At 36.6% G+C, this 19,589-nt stretch carries 19 protein-coding genes and 4 tRNA genes; 20 read left to right on the top strand and 3 right to left on the bottom strand.

The genetic code is table 11. The features are described from left to right. Positions 1 to 137: 137 nt before the first annotated feature. Complete coding sequence (locus tag C9E89_RS11630) at positions 138 to 1,217, bottom strand: tol-pal system YbgF family protein (RefSeq protein ID WP_171405125.1); 1,080 nt, start codon at positions 1,215 to 1,217, stop codon at positions 138 to 140. Between the two features lie 421 nt (positions 1,218 to 1,638). Between C9E89_RS11630 and phoU the strand changes: the two genes are divergently transcribed. Beyond that, positions 1,639 to 2,361, top strand: a complete 723-nt coding sequence (phoU, locus tag C9E89_RS11625) for a phosphate signaling complex protein PhoU (RefSeq protein ID WP_107008510.1) — start codon at positions 1,639 to 1,641, stop codon at positions 2,359 to 2,361. Positions 2,362 to 2,961: 600 nt separating this feature from the next. On the opposite strand, the gene C9E89_RS11620 is transcribed toward phoU, so the two are convergent. Further along, complete coding sequence (locus tag C9E89_RS11620; protein WP_107008559.1) at positions 2,962 to 3,237, bottom strand: oxidative damage protection protein; 276 nt, start codon at positions 3,235 to 3,237, stop codon at positions 2,962 to 2,964. A gap of 29 nt (positions 3,238 to 3,266) precedes the next feature. Then, a complete protein-coding gene (gene argH, locus C9E89_RS11615; RefSeq protein WP_171405124.1) occupies positions 3,267 to 4,697 on the bottom strand; it encodes an argininosuccinate lyase in 1,431 nt (476 codons plus the stop codon). 94 nt (positions 4,698 to 4,791) lie between these two features. Between argH and C9E89_RS11610 the strand changes: the two genes are divergently transcribed. The 19 genes from C9E89_RS11610 to C9E89_RS11520 all read left to right on the top strand — a co-directional run. After that, the gene (locus tag C9E89_RS11610) at positions 4,792 to 5,841 is read left to right on the top strand and encodes a sensor histidine kinase (RefSeq protein WP_228199026.1); all 1,050 of its coding nucleotides are present in this window, start codon (positions 4,792 to 4,794) and stop codon (positions 5,839 to 5,841) included. A gap of 43 nt (positions 5,842 to 5,884) precedes the next feature. After that, complete coding sequence (locus C9E89_RS11605; protein WP_107008509.1) at positions 5,885 to 6,622, top strand: LytR/AlgR family response regulator transcription factor; 738 nt, start codon at positions 5,885 to 5,887, stop codon at positions 6,620 to 6,622. Positions 6,623 to 6,715: 93 nt separating this feature from the next. Beyond that, on the top strand, positions 6,716 to 7,639 hold the full coding sequence (gene hemC / locus C9E89_RS11600; protein WP_107008556.1) for a hydroxymethylbilane synthase: 924 nt from the start codon (positions 6,716 to 6,718) through the stop codon (positions 7,637 to 7,639). Next, complete coding sequence (locus C9E89_RS11595; protein ID WP_107008508.1) at positions 7,639 to 8,418, top strand: uroporphyrinogen-III synthase; 780 nt, start codon at positions 7,639 to 7,641, stop codon at positions 8,416 to 8,418. Before hemC ends, C9E89_RS11595 begins: the two co-directional genes overlap by 1 nt. Next, the gene (locus C9E89_RS11590) at positions 8,415 to 9,257 is read left to right on the top strand and encodes a hypothetical protein (RefSeq protein ID WP_107008507.1); all 843 of its coding nucleotides are present in this window, start codon (positions 8,415 to 8,417) and stop codon (positions 9,255 to 9,257) included. The genes C9E89_RS11595 and C9E89_RS11590 overlap by 4 nt, the downstream gene beginning before the upstream one ends. Positions 9,258 to 9,260: 3 nt before the next feature. Continuing rightward, positions 9,261 to 10,457 carry an SPFH domain-containing protein gene (locus C9E89_RS11585; protein WP_107008506.1) on the top strand — a complete coding sequence of 399 codons (1,197 nt, stop codon included), beginning with the start codon at positions 9,261 to 9,263 and terminating at the stop codon, positions 10,455 to 10,457. 9 nt (positions 10,458 to 10,466) lie between these two features. Next, positions 10,467 to 10,898, top strand: coding sequence for an acyl-CoA thioesterase (locus C9E89_RS11580; protein WP_107008505.1), 432 nt, complete (start codon positions 10,467 to 10,469; stop codon positions 10,896 to 10,898). Between the two features lie 250 nt (positions 10,899 to 11,148). Further along, positions 11,149 to 11,475 (top strand): H-NS histone family protein, encoded by a 327-nt coding sequence (locus C9E89_RS11575; RefSeq protein WP_107008504.1) that lies wholly within the window; start codon positions 11,149 to 11,151, stop codon positions 11,473 to 11,475. 162 nt (positions 11,476 to 11,637) lie between these two features. Then, complete coding sequence (gspN, locus tag C9E89_RS11570) at positions 11,638 to 12,381, top strand: type II secretion system protein N (RefSeq protein WP_107008503.1); 744 nt, start codon at positions 11,638 to 11,640, stop codon at positions 12,379 to 12,381. A gap of 2 nt (positions 12,382 to 12,383) precedes the next feature. After that, on the top strand, positions 12,384 to 13,244 hold the full coding sequence (locus C9E89_RS11565; RefSeq protein ID WP_107008502.1) for a type II secretion system protein N: 861 nt from the start codon (positions 12,384 to 12,386) through the stop codon (positions 13,242 to 13,244). 41 nt (positions 13,245 to 13,285) lie between these two features. Then, on the top strand, positions 13,286 to 15,499 hold the full coding sequence (gene gspD, locus C9E89_RS11560; protein ID WP_107008501.1) for a type II secretion system secretin GspD: 2,214 nt from the start codon (positions 13,286 to 13,288) through the stop codon (positions 15,497 to 15,499). Positions 15,500 to 15,618: 119 nt separating this feature from the next. Beyond that, a complete protein-coding gene (locus C9E89_RS11555) occupies positions 15,619 to 16,341 on the top strand; it encodes an FHA domain-containing protein (RefSeq protein ID WP_107008500.1) in 723 nt (240 codons plus the stop codon). Positions 16,342 to 16,440: 99 nt separating this feature from the next. Then, entirely contained in the window at positions 16,441 to 17,109 is a 669-nt protein-coding gene (locus tag C9E89_RS11550; RefSeq protein WP_107008499.1) for an HAD-IA family hydrolase, read from the top strand. A gap of 121 nt (positions 17,110 to 17,230) precedes the next feature. Next, positions 17,231 to 18,724 carry an anthranilate synthase component I gene (gene trpE / locus C9E89_RS11545; protein ID WP_107008498.1) on the top strand — a complete coding sequence of 498 codons (1,494 nt, stop codon included), beginning with the start codon at positions 17,231 to 17,233 and terminating at the stop codon, positions 18,722 to 18,724. Positions 18,725 to 18,822: 98 nt separating this feature from the next. Continuing rightward, a tRNA-Thr gene (locus tag C9E89_RS11540) sits at positions 18,823 to 18,898 on the top strand. A 54-nt stretch (positions 18,899 to 18,952) separates the two neighbouring features. Then, positions 18,953 to 19,036 (top strand) — tRNA-Tyr (locus tag C9E89_RS11535). A gap of 36 nt (positions 19,037 to 19,072) precedes the next feature. Then, positions 19,073 to 19,148, top strand: a tRNA-Gly gene (locus C9E89_RS11530). A gap of 12 nt (positions 19,149 to 19,160) precedes the next feature. Next, positions 19,161 to 19,235, top strand: a tRNA-Thr gene (locus C9E89_RS11525). 144 nt (positions 19,236 to 19,379) lie between these two features. Next, positions 19,380 to 19,589: GTP-binding protein (locus tag C9E89_RS11520; RefSeq protein ID WP_228198978.1), on the top strand; the 210-nt coding region annotated here is incomplete at its 3' end.

The raw sequence follows: 19,589 nt of genomic DNA, 5'->3' as shown, positions 1-19,589 counted from the left end.
ATATCTTAAGATTTTTTAAATGAATATTTGAACAATAACTCATTAATAAATAAAAAAAGGATTTTAAATTTGATAAAAAAACAACATTTACTCAGATAAGTATAGAACTTTATTCAAAAAATGCTGTATCTAGAAGATTAACTTTGATGAGTGAGACAAATAGAATCACTAAAACAATCACGATTTCTTGATTTTAGATCAATTGTCGTTAAATTTAAATATTGATTCAGTTGAGTGGTGGCTAATAATTGTGGATTATTTTCAATTTTCTTAAGTTGTGTTGATTTTAGAGGGATTTTCACTAAACGTTCTGCAGGTGACATATGAACAAACTGGATAAATTTGTCAGCTTGTGCAGCGAGTTGACTATTTTTTTGTTGTGCAAGCGTTTCTATTTCTAACCAAACAGGGGTTTGAATGTCATTTTGATCGCTATATTGTGTCGTGATTGGTGAGTTATCTAAACCTTTAAATAATAAGGCACTATATGTCTTTTGTAGATATTGTGCATCTGCTAAATAGGTGCTATTTGGATAATTTTTGATATAACTTTCCCAGAAAATTGCACGTTCTACAATCTCATTTGGATTGATATTGAGTTTTTGATTTTGTAGTAAAGGTTGACTATTTTGCTGTGCCAGTTCTTCAATGAAAACACGTTCAGCTTCAGGTAAATAAGGTGCGAAAACCTTAGCTAAATATTGTGGATGGCGACGATAAAAAATATGTGCTGGACCTTCGTCAACCAATTCAATATAAGCTTGACCTTGATGGCGAATCAAATACTGATCACGAAGATTAAGCTGTTCAAAATGATTTTGCTGAATGGTCGGATATTCTGATTTATCTAAAGCATAATTTTCAAAAGCCATTTGTTGCAATGGTGTTCTGTCAATTGCTAAAAATTGTTTATACATTTGATTAGATAAATCAATCAGTTGCTTTTGTTCACCCCATTCCATTAAAGGAAGGCACACACGTATATCTTGATTCACTTGTTCAATGGCAAGTGTGGTGCGTTGAGCATTCATCTCTGTCATTTCTTTTTTGAGATTTTCACAAATAAGGGCTAAATCAGGTTGAGCGACTTGAGATGCAGGAGTTTCTTTTGTTTCAGCAACAATTTCAGGTTCAGGTTTTTGGCATGCCGAAAGCACAGCGCAAAGGCTGACAATGATACTCAGTGATTTTAGATTATCAAATAAATTTAAATTCATTTAGATCATTAGAAACAGGGATTGGGAGAGTGTTAATGCTGCTATTGTTACCTAAATCACATGGAAAAAATGCAATATTTTGTAGTTTTGTGAAGTGAATACGTTACACAACTGTATATTCAAATTTGATTTTGCTTTTTGTCTGGCTATAAATAGGATATTTGACTGAAAAATAATAATTAAATTTTTAAAAATAACTCATAAATGAAGCCTTATAAATCGGGTTTTTTAGCTTATTTCCCAATAATATTTTTAAATTCATAGATAAATTTTTGCTTCAAATAACGTGAAAAGTCACGAAAAACATCATTTGAGTGATAAAGATCAGATCTTTGCTGATTGTCATCAAAGTTTCATAATAAATGTGTTTAAATATGTCTAATTAGTCTATCTCATTTCACTTGTTGTGGAGTAAAACACTTTGAGCCTAAATAATCCTGTATTAGGACACCATATTTCTTCACAATTTAATGAGGATTTACAGGCTGTAAATACTAAATTTATGACCATGGGTGGTTTAGTTGAACAACAAGTGGGAAATGCCATTCATGCTTTGTTAGATACCAATGCCAATTTAGCCATCGATGTTCAATTTCAAGATAATGCAGTCAATCAATATGAACGAGAAATTGATGAAGCATTAACATTGATTTTGGCACGTCGCCATCCTGCTGCAATTGATTTGCGTATGGTAATCGCGATGAGTAAAGCCAATACTGATCTTGAGCGTATTGGTGATGAAGCAGCAAAAATAGCACGTATTGCACAAACATTATGTGAAGAAGGTGAATCACCACGTGGTTATATGGAAACACGCCATATTGGTAATCAAGTTCGTGTGATGATTCATGATGCACTAGATGCTTTTGCGCGTATTGATGCAGAACAAGCTTTAAAAGTGCTATTGGCAGATGCTGATATTGATCGTGAATATCAGTCAGCAACACGTACATTGATGACCTATATGATTGAAGATCCAAGACATATTAGTCGAGTCATTAATGTGATGTGGGTCTTACGTTCTTTGGAGCGTATAGGTGATCATGCGCGGAACATTTCTGAGCAAGTGATTTATATGGCAAAAGGTTATGATGTTCGTCATACCAATATCGAAGAAATTGAAGAAAAAGTACAAGGTAAATAAATTTTTAAGTTGAGTACGACTGTACGCAAGCTCTAGAACTTTCTAGAGCTTTTTTTATGTAAATATCAAATGAAATATATTTTATGCATAAAAAAATTCCTAGATTTTGGGGGAAATCTAGGAATAAAATCGAAATATTCTGGAGAATATTTACACTAATGTTGCTGTCTTGGGGAAAATAGTTTCATTAGCTGATGTAGTTATTCTATGCAAAAATAATGAAACAGTCATGATGTATCCTGTGTGTTCCATGTAAAATTGCATTTCATCATGTAATTAAATTGGCTAAATTTACTTTACAGTTATATTTTATAATTTGTTTTTTTATAAATATTATTAAAAATTAAATACTTATTTTCTTTAAAAAGAAAACTTGCATTTACTTAATAATAAAAAAATATTTGAATGTTGTTTAGTTGCTTGTTTTATATGACTTATTTTTTATTTGAAGTTTTTTTGAATGAAATTTTCTTCAGACAGCTTCAATATTAAAAGTGTGTACAGTTGAGTTGTATTAAAAAAAAAGGAGTCTTTTTAGACTCCTTCTTTGTATTGAAAACTACACGCTTCGCGTGTCTTGCAGCAAAATAAGGCTTTGCCTTATTTTTCTTCAGGCTTTAGACCTTCCGCTTTTTCCAATGATTCATCATTGTTCAAGAACTTCTCACGTTGTTCTTCTAAGAACTTCTTTGCATCAGGTTCAAACACATTTAAACGCTTTTCATTGATCAGCGTCGTTTGATGTTTTAACCATTCTTGCCAAGCTTGTTTAGACACAGTATCAAATAATTCTTGACCCTTTGCACCAGGAAATGGTGCAAAATCTAAACCTTCTAACTCTTTTTGATATTTACGGCAAAGTACTTGTCGAGTCATATCAATCATCTCCAATATGAGCGTTGCAATTATGCATAAAGTTTTTCTAAACGTGTATAAGCGCGTTCAATCGCAGCTTCAACCTGTGCAGGTGCAGTACCACCAATATGATTACGTGCATTGACAGATGCTTCTAAAGTTAATGCTTTTTCAAAGACATCAGCTTGGATCAAGTCGGAGAATTGCTGTAATTGCTCAAGTGTTAATTCAGATAAGTCCTTAGACTCTTGAACACCTAGAGCAACTGCTTTACCCACAATTTCATGCGCATCACGGAATGCAACGCCATTTTTCACCAAATAATCTGCAAGGTCAGTTGCTGTAGAGAAACCACGTAAAGCTGCTTCACGCATGATTTCAATATTTGGAACCAAAGCAGGGATCATATCAGCAAATGCCATCAGTGAACCACGCACAGTATCAATCGCATCAAACAAAGGCTCTTTGTCTTCTTGGTTGTCTTTGTTGTATGCCAATGGTTGACCTTTCATGAGTGTTAAAAGACTCATCAAATCACCATAAACACGACCCGTTTTACCACGGATCAACTCAGGCACATCTGGGTTTTTCTTTTGTGGCATGATCGAAGAACCTGTACAGAAACGATCAGGAATATTCACAAATTTAAATTGTGCAGAAGTCCATAAAATCATTTCTTCTGACATACGTGACAAATGCATCATGATGAGTGATGCAGCAGCATTGAACTCAATGCCAAAGTCACGGTCAGACACCGCATCCAGTGAGTTTTCAGCAACAGCTTCAAAACCTAAAAGCTCAGCTGTATAAGCACGATCGATTGGGTAAGTTGTCCCTGCAAGTGCAGCAGAACCCAAAGGCATACGATTGGTGCGTTTACGGCAGTCAATCAGACGCTCTGAATCACGTACTAACATTTCAAACCATGCCATTAAATGGTGACCAAAAGTCACAGGCTGTGCAGTTTGTAAATGGGTGAAACCAGGCATAATGGTATTGGTGTTTTTGGCAGCAAGGCTCAAAATACCTTTTTGTAATTTTTCGAGTAATTGTAAAATTGCATCAATTTCGTCACGAACATAAAGACGAATATCGGTTGCAACTTGGTCATTACGACTACGACCCGTGTGTAGTTTTTTACCTGTAATTCCAATACGTTGAGTCAAACGTGACTCAATATTCATATGCACATCTTCTAAATCGATGCGCCATTCGAAGTTACCTGTCTCAATTTCAGCTTTAATGGTGTTCAAACCATTGATAATGTCATCACGTTCTTGTTCTGTTAGTACACCAACTTTTGCTAACATAGTGGCATGTGCGATTGAGCCAGCAATATCTTGTTTATAAAAGCGTTGGTCAAATTGAACAGATGCAGTAAATTCAGCAACAAAGGCATCAGTAGCTTCAGAGAAACGACCGCCCCACATACCCGATGTTTGGGCTTGTGACGGATTTGAGGAATTAGAAGATGTGGTCATGTCGGCTCATTTTAAAAAAAGCAGTAGAACTAAAAAGAGTATAGCAAATTCAAGCTTACTTTCCGCAGCGCAGTAACATGAATCTGGTTTAAATATGCAAAATGCCCTAAATCGCTCACATTTTTTTAGTAAAATCAGTCATTGGCAGTATTTTTTTGAATTATTTATTGCGAGTAATGTTCTCGCATTGCTTTTAGCCTTAGCTGAAGCACAGTCATGGTCAAACTTGCAATTTGGTCATGTCATACAATATATTTTGTATATTAATTGGGTGCTCTTAGCTTTTACGGCTTGGGTCGATATTTTTCAAAATAAACTCAAAAAATATACAGACGTTCAAGCCATGATTTTTGGTTTTATTTTATTAGAAGTCATAGTCTTGGTGACGACATGTGTTTTGAATGTCATTTTCCATTGGGGATTTAATTTTTCTTTTAAAAATTTAAATACAAATATTGTTTTTGAAAATGTCAGTTTGCATTTGAGCTATGGTGCATTATTAGGGGCTTTTTGCTTGCGTTATATTTATATGCGTGGGCAATGGTTTAAGCAGCAAAATAGTGAATTAAACGCACGTGTACAAGCGATGCAGGCACGTATTCATCCTCATTTTTTATTTAATAGTTTAAATAGTGTGGTAAGTTTAATCAGTCTAGATCCTGACAAAGCTGAACAAATGTTGATTGATTTGTCTAAGCTTTTTCGTGCGAGTATGCAAGAACTTAAATTGGTGACATTGGCAGAAGAAATCGAATTATCTAAAAAATATATCAGTATTGAAAAAATTCGACTGGGAGATCGTTTAAATGTGGAATGGAATATTCAACAACCTGAACTCTTGCATAAGGTCAAAATTCCTTTACTGACCTTACAGCCACTGATAGAAAATAGTATTTTTCATGGCGTTGAGAAAAAACATATCAATGCTAAAATAGGTATACTGGTTGAAATATTGCAAAATCAAGTCACTATAGTCATTACTAACCCATTTATACAGGATAGAATAAATTTAAGAGAAGGACATGGTATTGCATTAGAAAATGTCAAACAGCGTTTAAAAGCTCATTTTGGAACTTCTGTTCAATTTCGAAGTTTTGCAGGTGATGAGCGGTTTACTACATTACTACAGTACCATTATAAGTAATACAGAAGACATTAAAATAATGATGATGTGATAAGGAGGGAGAATGGACATCCTAATTTGTGATGATGAGCCACTCGCGGTTGAGCGATTATCACGATTAGTATCGCAATTGGGGCATCATGTTATTGCAACTGCACAACATGGGCAGGAAGCTTTAGAGCTTGCAGAACTTTATATGCCTGATGTTGTTTTATTGGATATTCAAATGCCAGAAATGGATGGTTTGGAGTGTGCTCGACATTTAAGTCAACTTGAGCCTATGCCAGCAGTTATTTTTTGCACAGCATATGATGAGCATGCATTACAAGCGATCCGATCGCAAGCAAAAGGATATTTGTTAAAACCTATAGCAAAAGAAGACTTAGAGACAGTATTAGCGAGTTTAACCAAGTTAACTCAAGCCCAAATGACTAACCTAGAAAAAAAAGAACTCATGGAAGAAAAAGTGCAAAGACAGCAAATTGCTGCAAAAACTTATCGTGGTTTAGAATTGATTCCGCTTGAAAATATTTATTACTTTTTAGCCGATCAAAAATATGTCACAGTGCGCCATAAACATGGCAGTGTATTGATTGATGAAACTTTGAAGGATTTAGAACAAGAATTTTCAGATAAGTTTATTCGTATTCATCGTAATGCACTCATTTCTCTAGACTATTTGGATGGTCTAGAAATGGTTGCTTCTGGGCAATATCAAGTGCGTTGTCGTGAATTAGATGAAAAACTTGCTGTAAGTCGTCGCCACTTACCAAGTTTAAGAGAGCGTATGCAAAACTTATAAGCAGCTTAACATCACATTTGATGATAATTTGCTTGCATTTTCAGAACAGCAGGTTAAGTTTAGAGTGTTTAAACGTTTGGCAAAGCTGAAATGATGAAAACCCTGAAAATAGCGACAAGACAAAGCCCACTTGCAATGTGGCAAGCGGAACATATTCGTGATCGCTTAGAGCAATTGCATCCACAAGTGAAGGTGGAGTTGGTTACGTTTGTCACTCAAGGTGACAAAATTTTAGATACTCCTTTGGCAAAAATTGGCGGTAAAGGCTTATTTGTTAAAGAGTTAGAGGCGGCTTTGTTGGATGGTCGTGCTGATTTAGCAGTACATTCAATGAAAGATGTACCTATGCACTTACCTGAAGGTTTAGAACTTGCTGTAATTTGTGAGCGAGAAGACCCATTCGATGCTTTTGTATCTAACCAATATGAAAAATTCGAAGACTTACCACAAGGTGCAAAACTTGGAACTTCGAGTTTACGTCGTAAATGCCAAGTACTAAAACAGCGTCCTGATCTAGATGTCATTGATTTACGGGGTAATGTGGGTACACGTTTATCTAAGTTAGATGCGGGTCAATACGATGCGATTATTTTGGCCAGTTCAGGTTTAAAGCGCTTAGGTTTACATGAGCGTATTCGCCATACACTTGACGCTCAAGTGAGTTTACCTGCTGTCGGGCAAGGTGCTCTAGGTTTAGAGTGTCGCTCAAACGACCAAGAAATTTTAGATTTAATTATGCCTTTGATGCATCAAGAAACGGATGTGTGTGTACGTGCTGAGCGCGCTTTTAATGCCTATTTAGAAGGTGGTTGCCAAGTGCCAATTGCAGGTTATGCCACACTAGAAGGTCAGACGATTTCTTTAGAAGGACGTGTCGGTAGTCCTGATGGTCAAACGTTATTGATACAGCAAGTTCAAGGGACAACAGCCCAAGCCGAAGAGCTAGGGGTAACTTTGGCTAAAGCTTTGCTCGATTTAGGCGCAGGCGATTTGCTTAAAGCGCTTTATCAAGATTAATGCAATTTATTAATACTCGACCTGTAGAGCGTGCTCAGACATTAACACAATGTTTGAGACAGGCAGGAATAGATGTGGTGGAGCTGCCCTTGTTAGAGTTGGTGGCTTGTCCATTTTCTATGCAGTTACAAGCGCTGTATAGTCAACTATTCGATACGCAAGTGATTGTGGTGGTTAGCCCTACAGCAGTACAGTTCGGGATGAAGTATTTACAAGAAAGTGGCATAAAATTATCTCAACTACAACATATAAAATGGGTTGCTGTTGGACAAACAACGGCTCAATTATTACAAACATATGGCTGTGAGAGTTTAGTGCCTGAAGTTGAAACTTCAGAAGGCATGTTGAGTTTAGCTATTTTTAACAATAATAAAAACTTAAAAAAGATTGCATTTTGGCGTGGTGAAGGTGGTCGTCAATTTATGATGCAACAATGTGCCTTGGATCAGCTTGAAGTACTCAATTTTGTATTATATGAACGTCAGCTACCTCAACAAACATTTACAGAATATCAAAGATTTATGCATTCTTATCAGCATAATCAGACTTATATAAACTGTATCAGTAGTGAAGCGAGTTGGTTGAATTGGTTGCTACTCAATCAGCAAAATTTTGAATTGATTAATCAATGTCATTATTTAGTTTTGGGCGAACGTTTGTATCAAATTTTACAAGAATATAAGAAAAAAAATGCAATGTGCTTTAATATCAGCATACTTGAAAGTCTAAAAGCGAGTACTGTTTTGCAGCATGTGACAGAATTACAAAGGAATGTATGAAGAAGTTTCTCTCTCTCTTGTTCATTATCATGTTGGCATGGCTAATTAAATTAAGCTATGACTTCTATCATGTTTCTCAGCAGCTCACCGAAATTCAAAGTAATTTACATCAAAGTGAGCAAAAGAATGCAGCTTTAAATGATCAAGTGGTGGCACTACAGCGTACGCCTGAAATGAATCATAGTATGCCTGCGAAAAATGTACAAAAGAATGCCGTTGTCAAAGAAACAACGATTCATCATATTCAGCCTTCGGCAATGATTAAACAACATTTGGAATTAGTCAAATTTGCCTTGCAGCAGCAACAATTTGTTTTTGCTTTAGATCAACTGATTCATTTAAATCAGAGTATTGAAAAATATGATTTAGCGGACACCTTAAAGACCAGTTTGCATCAAGCGATTCAGCAAGATATGCAGAGTATTCAAAAGTTTATCCAAGCAAGATATGCACAACAAGAACAATTAAATGATGCTTTACAGCAAGTTGATCAAGCAATACAAAGTGAAATAAAACATTCAAATTTAACTCCAGCCAAACAAAATACCGAATATTTTTGGCAGCGTTGGTTTCAAATCAAACGTGTTGATGAGCAAAGCACAGCATTAATTAGCCGAAAGCTTATTTTAAAAGAAACTCAGTTACGTATTTTGTCGGCACAACAAGCCTTAGGGCGTGGGGAATATGCTGAATATCAAAATATTTTAAATTTGGTGATTCAACAATTGGATCAATTACCTGATGCAAATAGTGAAAAATTAAAGCAGCAGTTGATTAAAATTAAACAAATGCCAATTTTAACAATTCCAAAACTCAACACCGCAACAGTGCTGGGGTAGTGCATGAAGCAAATACTATGGGTTTATGGCTTAATCGCATTGATTACTTTAGCTTTGCTGAGTGTATTAAGTTATCGCTCAGGAGCGGGTTATATTTATGCATATTGGAATAATATTCAAATTCAAACTAATGTTTGGATTTTAGTTTATTTTTTTGTGGCTTTGAGTTTTTTAGGTCATAGTGCTTGGTACATTTTAAAACGGTATTTTAATCAAGAGCGCCGCAAAATAGAAACGACTTTTAGTTTTAATCGTTTACATCCTTATGAGCAATTAGGTGTGATTTGGTTATTAGAAGGTGCGCAAGAAAAAAAAGATTTTGTACAAGAAGTTTTTAATCAGTCAGGTTTATTAAAACAAATTATTCAAGCACGGCTGTTATTTTCTCAGCAACATTATGCAGAAGCTTTAAATATATTAGAAAGTAGTTCTACATCAGCTTTTGAATTGGCTGAAATACAACGTATTGAGATTTATTTAGCACAAAATCAAGCACAACAAGCATTAACACATTTAGAGTTTTTAAATGGACATGAGTTATCTCCTTGGTTGAGTCAAGTCAGTCAAGCTTATAAAAATAAATTACAAGTATTGTGGGGGGGGGTTGCAATTCAATTTCCTTTTCAATATTTGCATTCAACTCAATTTGGACAGTTATTAACTTTAGACACAAAACAAAAATGGTTAACTGCGCTTTTAAGCCAGCTCGATACAGCAAGTTTAGAAGAGCATGAGCTTGTTCAAAAACGTTATTTAAATATAGAAAATCATTTAGATGTATTGCCGTATGAAATAAAAGTTTTATGGTTAAAACTATTAACGCATTATCCTGAAATGAGTCAGCAGCATCAGCATTTAGCCTTGCAATTATTAAATGAAAAATTTGATCAAGATGTATTTTATTTGCTATTTCAGCAGCATTTATTACGTCAAAACCCAGATTATGATGCGATAGAACAGCAAATAGAAACTTTAGAAAAGAAATACTTAGGAATACCTGTGTTTACTTTTGCAAAATGGCATATTTATAATGCAACAGGAAAAACACAACAAGCAGAACAGCTCCTGTCTTTATATCCCGATGATGCATTAATGAATTATTTGAGAATTAAATCAACATTGAAAGGGAATGATGAGTTGATTATGCAATTAAATTCTATTTTTGAAAATGATGCAAACTTTGTTAAATTTAAAATTTAAGGCTTAATAATGAATCAGTTCTCTGAATACCCAGTCATTTATAAACAAAATGTTGCATGGGGAGATATGGATGCATTTGGGCATGTAAATAATGTTCAATATTATCGTTATATAGAAAGTGCGCGTATTGCTTATTTTGATGCACTTCAGGTATTTACTGAAGATGCTTTAACTGTTGTGGCATCAAGTCAATGTAAATATTTAAAGCCTGTTTTTTATCCAGATCAATTAACCATTTATACGCGTATAGATGAAATGCGTAATAGTGCAATTCGCATGCATTATATTTTATGGAGCGAACAGCAAAATCAAGTCGTTGCTGAGGGAGAAGCTGTTGTCGTATTTGTTGATAAAATTGAGATGAAAAAAATGAATATACCAACAGTTTTAAGAGAAAGAATAATTAATTTAGAGAATAGCGTACAACATGATTTAAAATAGAATGATTTTTCATGTAATGAAAAGTTATTTTTTATACTTAAACAGTATTTGATTTTTTAAATACTTTAAAATGTTTTTAAGAATTATACTGTTTAATTCTTTATGCTATAAATTAAGCCCTTAATATTATATATTTTTGTTTTTTTATGTGAATATCATGTGGTTTTACTATTGCTAATCAATAATATTAAAAATATTATAATGGCGAAATGTTTTAAAAAATTATTTAAGAATTAACAACGGAGTTAATATGATGCAGGATATTAGTGGTCTTTCAGTAGAAGAGTTAGAGCGTTTAACAGCGCAAGCTGAAGCATTGATTGAATCAAAAAAAGATCAAAAGATCGAAGATGCTTATAATAAAATTATGGAAATTGCTGAAGCTGTTGGTCTAACTTTAGAACAGTTCATTGAGTATGGTTCACATAAACGTAAAAAAACCACGCGTAAAGCAGTAGAGCCACGTTATCGTAATAAAAACAATGCTTCAGACACTTGGACAGGGCGTGGTAAACAACCTCGTTGGTTGGTTGCTGAAATTGAAAAAGGCGCTAAATTAGAAGATTTCTTGATCTAACCTTCATCTAAGTGTCATTCAAAGTCCCTAAAATTTAAAAACCAAGCAAAACTGCTTGGTTTTTTTATCAGAGTCAATTGGAGATATTCAAAAATTATGCATAATGTGTAGTTTGCGCATCATCTTGCATGGAAGAATAAATGAATATGTTGGTATGGCTAGATGAATAAAAAATCAAAACAGATAACATGGTGGATTGTTGGCGTTGTTGCCTTTTTAATTTTTGTTTTATTGCAAGTTCCAGCGACATGGTTGATTTCAAAATTTTATAAAAATAATCAAACTTTACAAAATGTCAGTGGCAATATTTGGCAAGGACAAGCAGATTGGCACAAAGATAATCTACGTGGTTCAGTGACATGGCGCACTCGACCATTTGATTTAATTTTATTACGTGCTGGGGCAAACGTCGAAATCCATAGTGGACAGACCCAATTAGCAGGTGTTGTGGCTTATGGTTTAGGGCAGCGTTTGACTGTTAAAAATATGACAGGACAAATTGCGCCTGAAACACTAAAAACAATAGTCGATTGGCAATGGCCGACAAATGCAATTCAACTCAAAGATGTTGGTTTTAAATTTAAAAAAGATGCAGGCTTTAGTGAAAGTGATGGTCAGTTACAGTGGGCAGGTGGTGAGCTGATTTATACCTATGCACAACGTCAAGACCGCATGAATATGCCTTCTCTAAATGGTCAGTTAAAAGATGAATCAGGCAAGCTTATTTTTGATATTCAAGATCAGCGTAGCCAAAAAATGGTCAATATCACCTTAGACCCAAGCATGATGTTAGATGTGCAACTTACTCAGCGCTTTTTGCTAAATGTACCTTCTTATGATGGTAAAGCAGGACTAGATACGTATGTCATTAGTAGTCGTCAGCCCTTATTACAAGGAGGGTCGTAACGGTGAATATACAAGAGCGCTTAGAACAAATTTCTTGGAAAAAATTAGATAAACTTGCACCTGTTGTTTTGTTATTACTTATTTTAGCCTTATGCTGGAAATTAGCTGCAATGTTTTGGTGGACGATTGCCCCACCACAAACCATGCAACCAGAAAATGTACAATTAGGATCGCAACAACCACAAGTACCTAATATTTCAAGTTTTGCATTGTTTTATGAAGCAAATAAAGCTGATTCTCAGGTAGATGAAAGCATTGCAATGCAATTGCAAGGTGTAGTTGTTGGTTACCCAAGTAGAAACTCATCGGCTGTCATTAAAGTGAATGAAACAGCAGATCGTTTTATTGTTGGGCAAAACATTGAAAATAGCGGTTATCAACTTTCTGAAGTTTATTGGGATCGAGTAGTTTTACGACAAGCAAATGGCGCGACACGTGAGTTAAAATTTGCAAGTTTAGGAAATTTATATCAACCGATAGAGCCAAACCAAACGGGTTCATCGAATATTCCTCCTGCGCAAGTTGCACCAGAAATGTCCCAAGAAGCAGCGCAACCAAACAATAGTCAAACGGCTCTGAGTCAAGCAATTGAAAAAATGAGTCAAGACAAAGACCAATATTTAAAAAATCTGGGTGTAAATACTCAAGGTGGTCAGGGCTATGAAGTGACTGATCAAACGCCACCCGCGTTAAGGAATAAACTTGGACTCCGCTCAGGTGATCGCATTATTTCACTGAATGGACAAGCAGTAGGTCAAGGACAAAGTGATATACAACTGTTAGAACAAGCAAAACGTGACGGTAAAGTAAAAATTGAAATTAAGCGTGGTGATCAGGTGATGACCATTCAGCAAAGTTTGTAAGTGATGAGAGCTACAAATAAAATTAGGAAAGATAATAAGTTATGGCTTTTTTGAATCATCGACCAGTTTGGGCACTCGTTGCAGCAGCTCCTTTAATGACGGTTATTAGTACAGCAACCTATGCACAGACATGGAAAATTAATTTACGTGATGCTGATTTAACAGCTTTTATTAATGAAGTTGCCGATATTACAGGTAAAAATTTTGCTGTTGATCCCCGTGTGCGTGGCAATGTAACCGTGATTTCAAATAAGCCACTCAATAAAAATGAAGTATATGACTTATTTTTAGGTGTTTTAAATGTAAATGGCGTGGTGGCGATTCCCTCTGGAAATTCGATTCGTTTAGTTCCAGACAGTAATGTACGAAGTTCAGGTGTTGCTTATGATCCACGTAATAACGCACGTGGTGATCAGGTCGTAACACGCGTAATTTGGCTAGAAAATACCAATCCAAATGATTTAATTCCTGCTTTGCGCCCGCTCATGCCTCAATTTGCACATATGGCAGCAATTCAGGGAACCAATGCCCTGATTGTTTCTGACCGTGCTGCGAATATTTATCAGCTTGAAACGATTATTCGTAATTTAGATGGTACGGGTCAAAATGATATTGAGGCGATCACATTACAGTCAAGCCAAGCTGAAGAAATCATTACGCTATTAGACTCTATGGCTGCAACAGGTGCATCAAAGGACTTTGCAGGTTCACGAGTCAGAATTATTGCGGATAAGCGTACCAATCGTATTTTGCTTAAAGGTGATCCAACGTCACGTAAACGTTTACGTCAAATGGTAGAAATGTTAGATGTACCATCAGCAGATCGTTTGGGTGGCTTAAAAGTCTTTAAATTAAAATACGCCAGTGCCAAAAATTTATCAGAAATTTTACAAGGCTTAGTGACTGGACAAGCGGTTAATTCAACCTCAAATAACAGTAGTTCAAGCACCAGCAATAATTCAATGAGTAGTTTAATCAATAATAACTCAAATACTTCAAGTAGTTCGAGTAACTCCTCAGCTTCAGGTTCTTCAATTAATTTAAGTGGTAATTCATCTAATAATAATCAAGATAATATCACCAGTTTTAATGCCAATGGGGTCAGTATTATTGCTGATAGCTCACAAAATGCATTAGTCGTGAAAGCTGATCCACAATTAATGCGTGAAATAGATGCTGCAATTCAGCAACTTGATGTGCGTCGCCAACAAGTTTTAATTGAGGCAACGATTATCGAGGTCGAGGGGAACGATACAGATCAATTGGGCGTGCAATGGGCAATGGGCGATCTAAGTAGTGGTGTGGGTTTGATGAGCTTTGATAATATTGGATCAAGCTTGTCAAGTATTGCTGCAGGTTATTTAACAGGCGGTGCAGCAGGTGCAGCGGGTGCATTGGGGAGTTCTGGTACTTCTTTGGTTTTAGGTGATTATAAAGAAGGGGCGAATGGCTCTCGTAGATTATATGGTGCTTTGATTCAAGCATTAAAAGAGCGCACCAAATCAAACTTACTGTCTACGCCTTCTATTTTAACGATGGATAACGAAGAAGCTTATATTGTTGTGGGTCAAAATGTACCTTTTGTCACAGGTTCAGTGTCTACAACGGGTGGTACAGCCAACCCATATACTTCTATTGAGCGTAAAGATGTGGGTGTAACCCTGAAAGTGATTCCGCATATTGGTGAAGGTGGCTCTATTCGCCTTGAGGTAGAGCAAGAGGTTTCTGCCGTGGCTGATAAAGGTCAAGCACAAGATCTTGTGACAAGTAAACGCTCAATAAAAACCTCAGTATTGGCGGATCATGGTCAAACTGTGGTTTTGGGAGGGTTAATTTCTGACGACACTGTACACTCACGTCAATCTGTACCATTTTTGGGAGATATTCCTGGTTTAGGGCGTTTATTTAGATCAGATGGTAAATCGAATGTTAAGCGTAATCTTTTAGTATTTATTCATCCAACTATTGTCAGTGATAGTGGTGATATGCGTAGAGTGGGTCAGCAACGTTATGACCAACTATATAGTTTACAATTGGCAATGGATAAAGATGGTAATTTTGCCAAACTGCCTGCCAATGTCGATGACGTTTTTCAACAGCGTTTGCCTTTAACCTCTAACCCACAAAATCAGCCAAAAATTATTCAGCCTACTGTACAAAACTATCAGCAAGTGCCTTCAGGTGGTCAAAACCAAGTGATTACAACACCAATGGCAGTGGATGAACCTGCGATTCAGAAAAAATCAGTAAATTAAAATTTGGGTGCATATTCATTATATGTTGAAAAATGGTTTTTTACAGACAAAGCGTTAAAATTATTAAAAACTGATTTTGACATGTTAATATGCTTTCGAATCAGAATGAGAAGATCATCATGACTTGGAAATTAAAGGCAATAACCGCAGAACTTGGCGAAAATGAAATCTCAATTGATCGAGATATGCTTGTTGGTCGTCATCAAGATGCTGATATTTTATTGCAATCGGCAGAGATTTCTCGTCGACACGCAGCTTTTTTAATAAAAGATGATGCACTTTGGGTTCAAGATTTAAAATCATCGAATGGTACATTTGTAAATGATATCCGTGTTGATGATCAAAAATTACTGAAAGATAATGATGTTGTGCAATTTGCCAGTATTAAGTTTCACGTTTATGCATCGGAAGCACAGCCACAACAGGCGGAAAAAGTTTCTGAACCAGTAGAATCTCCTGCTGTTCAGCAAAAAGAGACTGTAATCGTGCAACCTGCTGAAGCAATCGCGACATCTGAGATTGAAAAAACAATAGATGTTGTGAAAGAAAAAACACCTGCACAACAACTGAGTGAGCAGGGAATGCCTGAGCTATCTGCGCGTGATGCAGGTGTGCAATTAACCCGTGATGGTATGCCAACCAGTGTGGGTGTACCAAAACCTGCACCTATTCCACAAGGGATTGATGTTCATGCTCAACCAGAGCCTGCACCAGTTGCTATTCCAGAAACTCAATCAGTTGCAGATCAGCAGACAGAAGAAAAGAAAAATGCTTCAGTTGGATTGTTTACGATTATTACTTTGGTGATTTTGGCGGTTATTGCTTGGCTATTCTTTAAATAAGCCTTGTTTGCACCTACAATCAAGGCATGCCACTCGCATGCCTTTGTTTTATGTGTTTTAAATGATAAATGATCAAAGTTAATGATAAAGAGGGAAGTCATGAATGTAGCAAAACTGGATCAGCGTGACCTGATTTTATTTGATTTGGATGGAACATTGGTCGATTCGGCATTTGACTTGTATCGTGCCATGAATTTAAGCCTTGCTCGTTTAAATTTACCTCAAGTGGCTGAAGCACAGGTTCGTGTCTGGATTGGTAAAGGCACGGCATTATTCTGTGAAAGCACATTGAAATATTTAAAAGGTGAGGTCGATCCTGAACTGCATCAGCAATTATTAAGTACATTTTTAGAAATTTATAATGCTGAACCTTGTGTTGATACGCGACCATTTCAAGGTATTCTTGAGTTTTTGGATTGGGGAATCGCAAATGACAAGAAGCTGATTTGTGTGACCAATAAACCCGAACAGCCTGCACGAAAAATTTTACAAGAATTGAAAATGGATCATTATTTTGTTGACGTAATTGGTGGGGATCGTTTTGAAAAACGTAAGCCTGATCCAATTCAGTTAAATTATTGTGTTGAACAATACCAGTCTTCCATTGAAAAAACTTTAATGATTGGTGACTCGAGCAATGATGTGGAAGCCGCACGTCGTGCCGAGATTGATTGTATTGTGGTCAGCTATGGCTATAATCACGGTGAAGATATTCAGCTTTGTCAACCGCAGCAAGTGGTGGATGATTTGACTGAATTATTGGCTTAATTTGAATATATTGAAATCATTGCAAAAGAAGGAACAGGAATGAATAGTAAGTGTGTTTTTCGATGGCGTCGCTAAGTCAATTTTTAAAAACTTAGTTTAATCGAAAATAAAGAGATTCCTTATGACAACTGCAATGCAATTTGAACAACTGAAAAATAACGGCTATAACCTGATTCCTGTTTATCGTCAGCGTCTTGCCGATACAGATACGCCACTGTCGGTTTTTGCACGTTTAAAAGACCACAAACAGGCTTATCTATTTGAGTCTGTAGAGGGTGGGGAGAATTGGGCGCGCTATTCCATTATTGGTTTGGGTGAGTCGACTGTTTTTTCCTGCAATGACGGGCAACTGACAATTCAGGCGGCAGATGGCAGTCTGAGTACACAACACTGCGCTGACCCTTTTCAATATATTCGTGATTTTCAGGCACAATTCAAAGTTCCACCACATGCACTTACACCTGATCTGCCACAGTTTACAGGTGGTTTGGTGGGCTATTTTGGCTATGACTCTGTACGCTATATCGAACCACGACTGAAAAATGTACCTGAAGCAGATCCAGTTGGTTTACCTGACCTTTGGATGATGCTGTCCAAAACAGTGATTGTTTTTGATAATTTAAAAGATACGCTGTTTTTGATTGTACATGCTGATGTTAATAATGCGGACGCTTATCATCAGGCTCAGCAGCAACTCGATGAATTAGAGGCGCTATTGGCAACACCGATTAGTTTACAAGCGCATAAGCATACTGCACCACATTTTGAATCATTAACAGGTAAAGAAAACTATCTGGCATCGATTGAAACGGTGAAAGAATACATTCGGGCAGGGGATGTGATGCAGGTTGTACCAGGGCATCGTATGGTATCTGATTTTGATGGTGAAGCTTTACAAGTGTATCGTGCTTTACGTCATCTTAACCCATCGCCCTATTTGTTCCTTGTGCAAGGGCAAACCCTGACTGATCAAAAGCCGTTTCATATTGTCGGTTCATCACCTGAAATTCTTTCTCGTCTTGAAAATGGTATTGCCACCGTGCGTCCATTGGCAGGCACACGACCACGTGGTAAAACCAAAGAAGAAGATTTGGCACTTGAAAAAGACTTATTGTCCGATGAAAAAGAAATTGCTGAACATTTAATGTTGATCGATTTAGGTCGTAATGATATTGGTCGTGTTTCTAAAATTGGTAAAGTGCAAGTGACTGATCAAATGGTGATCGAGCGTTATTCACATGTCATGCACATAGTTTCCAATGTTCAAGGTGAAGTATTGGATGATATTGATGCATTGGATGTTTTTAAGGCAACTTTCCCAGCAGGAACCCTTTCTGGTGCGCCAAAAATTCGTGCTATGGAAATTATTGACGAAGTTGAACCCGTAAAACGAGGAATTTTTGGTGGTGCTGTTGGTTATTTAGGCTGGCATGGTGAAATGGACATGTCAATTGCGATTCGAACCTGTGTAATTCGTGAAAATAAGGTTTATGTTCAGGCTGGAGCAGGTCTAGTTTATGACTCAAATCCTGAATCTGAGTGGAATGAAACCCAAATAAAAGCTCGCGCAGTGATCAAAGCGGTTGAATTATCATCAAGTGGATTGATTTTATAGGTTTTTAACGATTTTTTTTAAAAAAACACTTGCAAGGTTTTGAGTTTTTGCTAAACTGCACACCGTTCCGATACGAAACGTACGAAACACTAAGAAACGCCGGCATAGCTCAGTTGGTAGAGCAACTGACTTGTAATCAGTAGGTCCACAGTTCGAATCCGTGTGCCGGCACCATCTTAAGGTTGTAAGTTAAAGTAGTAAAGGTTCAATACTGAAAGTAAGTGTAAAGGTGGGATTCCCGAGCGGTCAAAGGGAGCAGACTGTAACTCTGCCACGAAAGTTTCGAAGGTTCGAATCCTTCTCCCACCACCATTAACTTCGATTGAAGTGGTTAATTACCAACATTAAGCGGGAGTAGCTCAGTTGGTAGAGCGGTAGCCTTCCAAGCTACATGTCGCGAGTTCGACCCTCGTCTCCCGCTCCATCGAAGATGATTGCTCTTATAGCTCAGTGGTAGAGCACTCCCTTGGTAAGGGAGAGGTCTCGAGTTCAAATCTCGATAAGAGCTCCAGATACAGTTTAGTAGAGTAATCTACACCAGTTATTAAAAAGCAGGCTTATTAGTCTGCTTTTCAAGTATTAGGTGTCTAATTTTTTAGATGATTGTCGATGCTGAGTTGTTTAACTCGTGTTCGGCATAAACGAGGAAGAACAAATGGCTAAGGCTAAGTTTGAACGTAATAAGCCACACGTAAACGTGGGCACAATTGGTCACGTTGACCATGGTAAAACAACTTTAACTGCTGCGATTGCAACTGTATGTGCAAAAACTTTCGGTGGTGAAGCGAAAGACTATGCAGCAATTGACTCTGCACCAGAAGAAAAAGCACGTGGTATTACAATTAATACTTCACACGTAGAATAT

It is taken from the genome of Acinetobacter sichuanensis, from assembly GCF_003024515.2.
Taxonomy (GTDB): Bacteria; Pseudomonadota; Gammaproteobacteria; order Pseudomonadales; family Moraxellaceae; genus Acinetobacter; species Acinetobacter sichuanensis.
The sequence above is the reverse complement of the archived record's forward strand: the minus strand, read 5'-3'. Positions and strand labels throughout refer to the sequence as shown.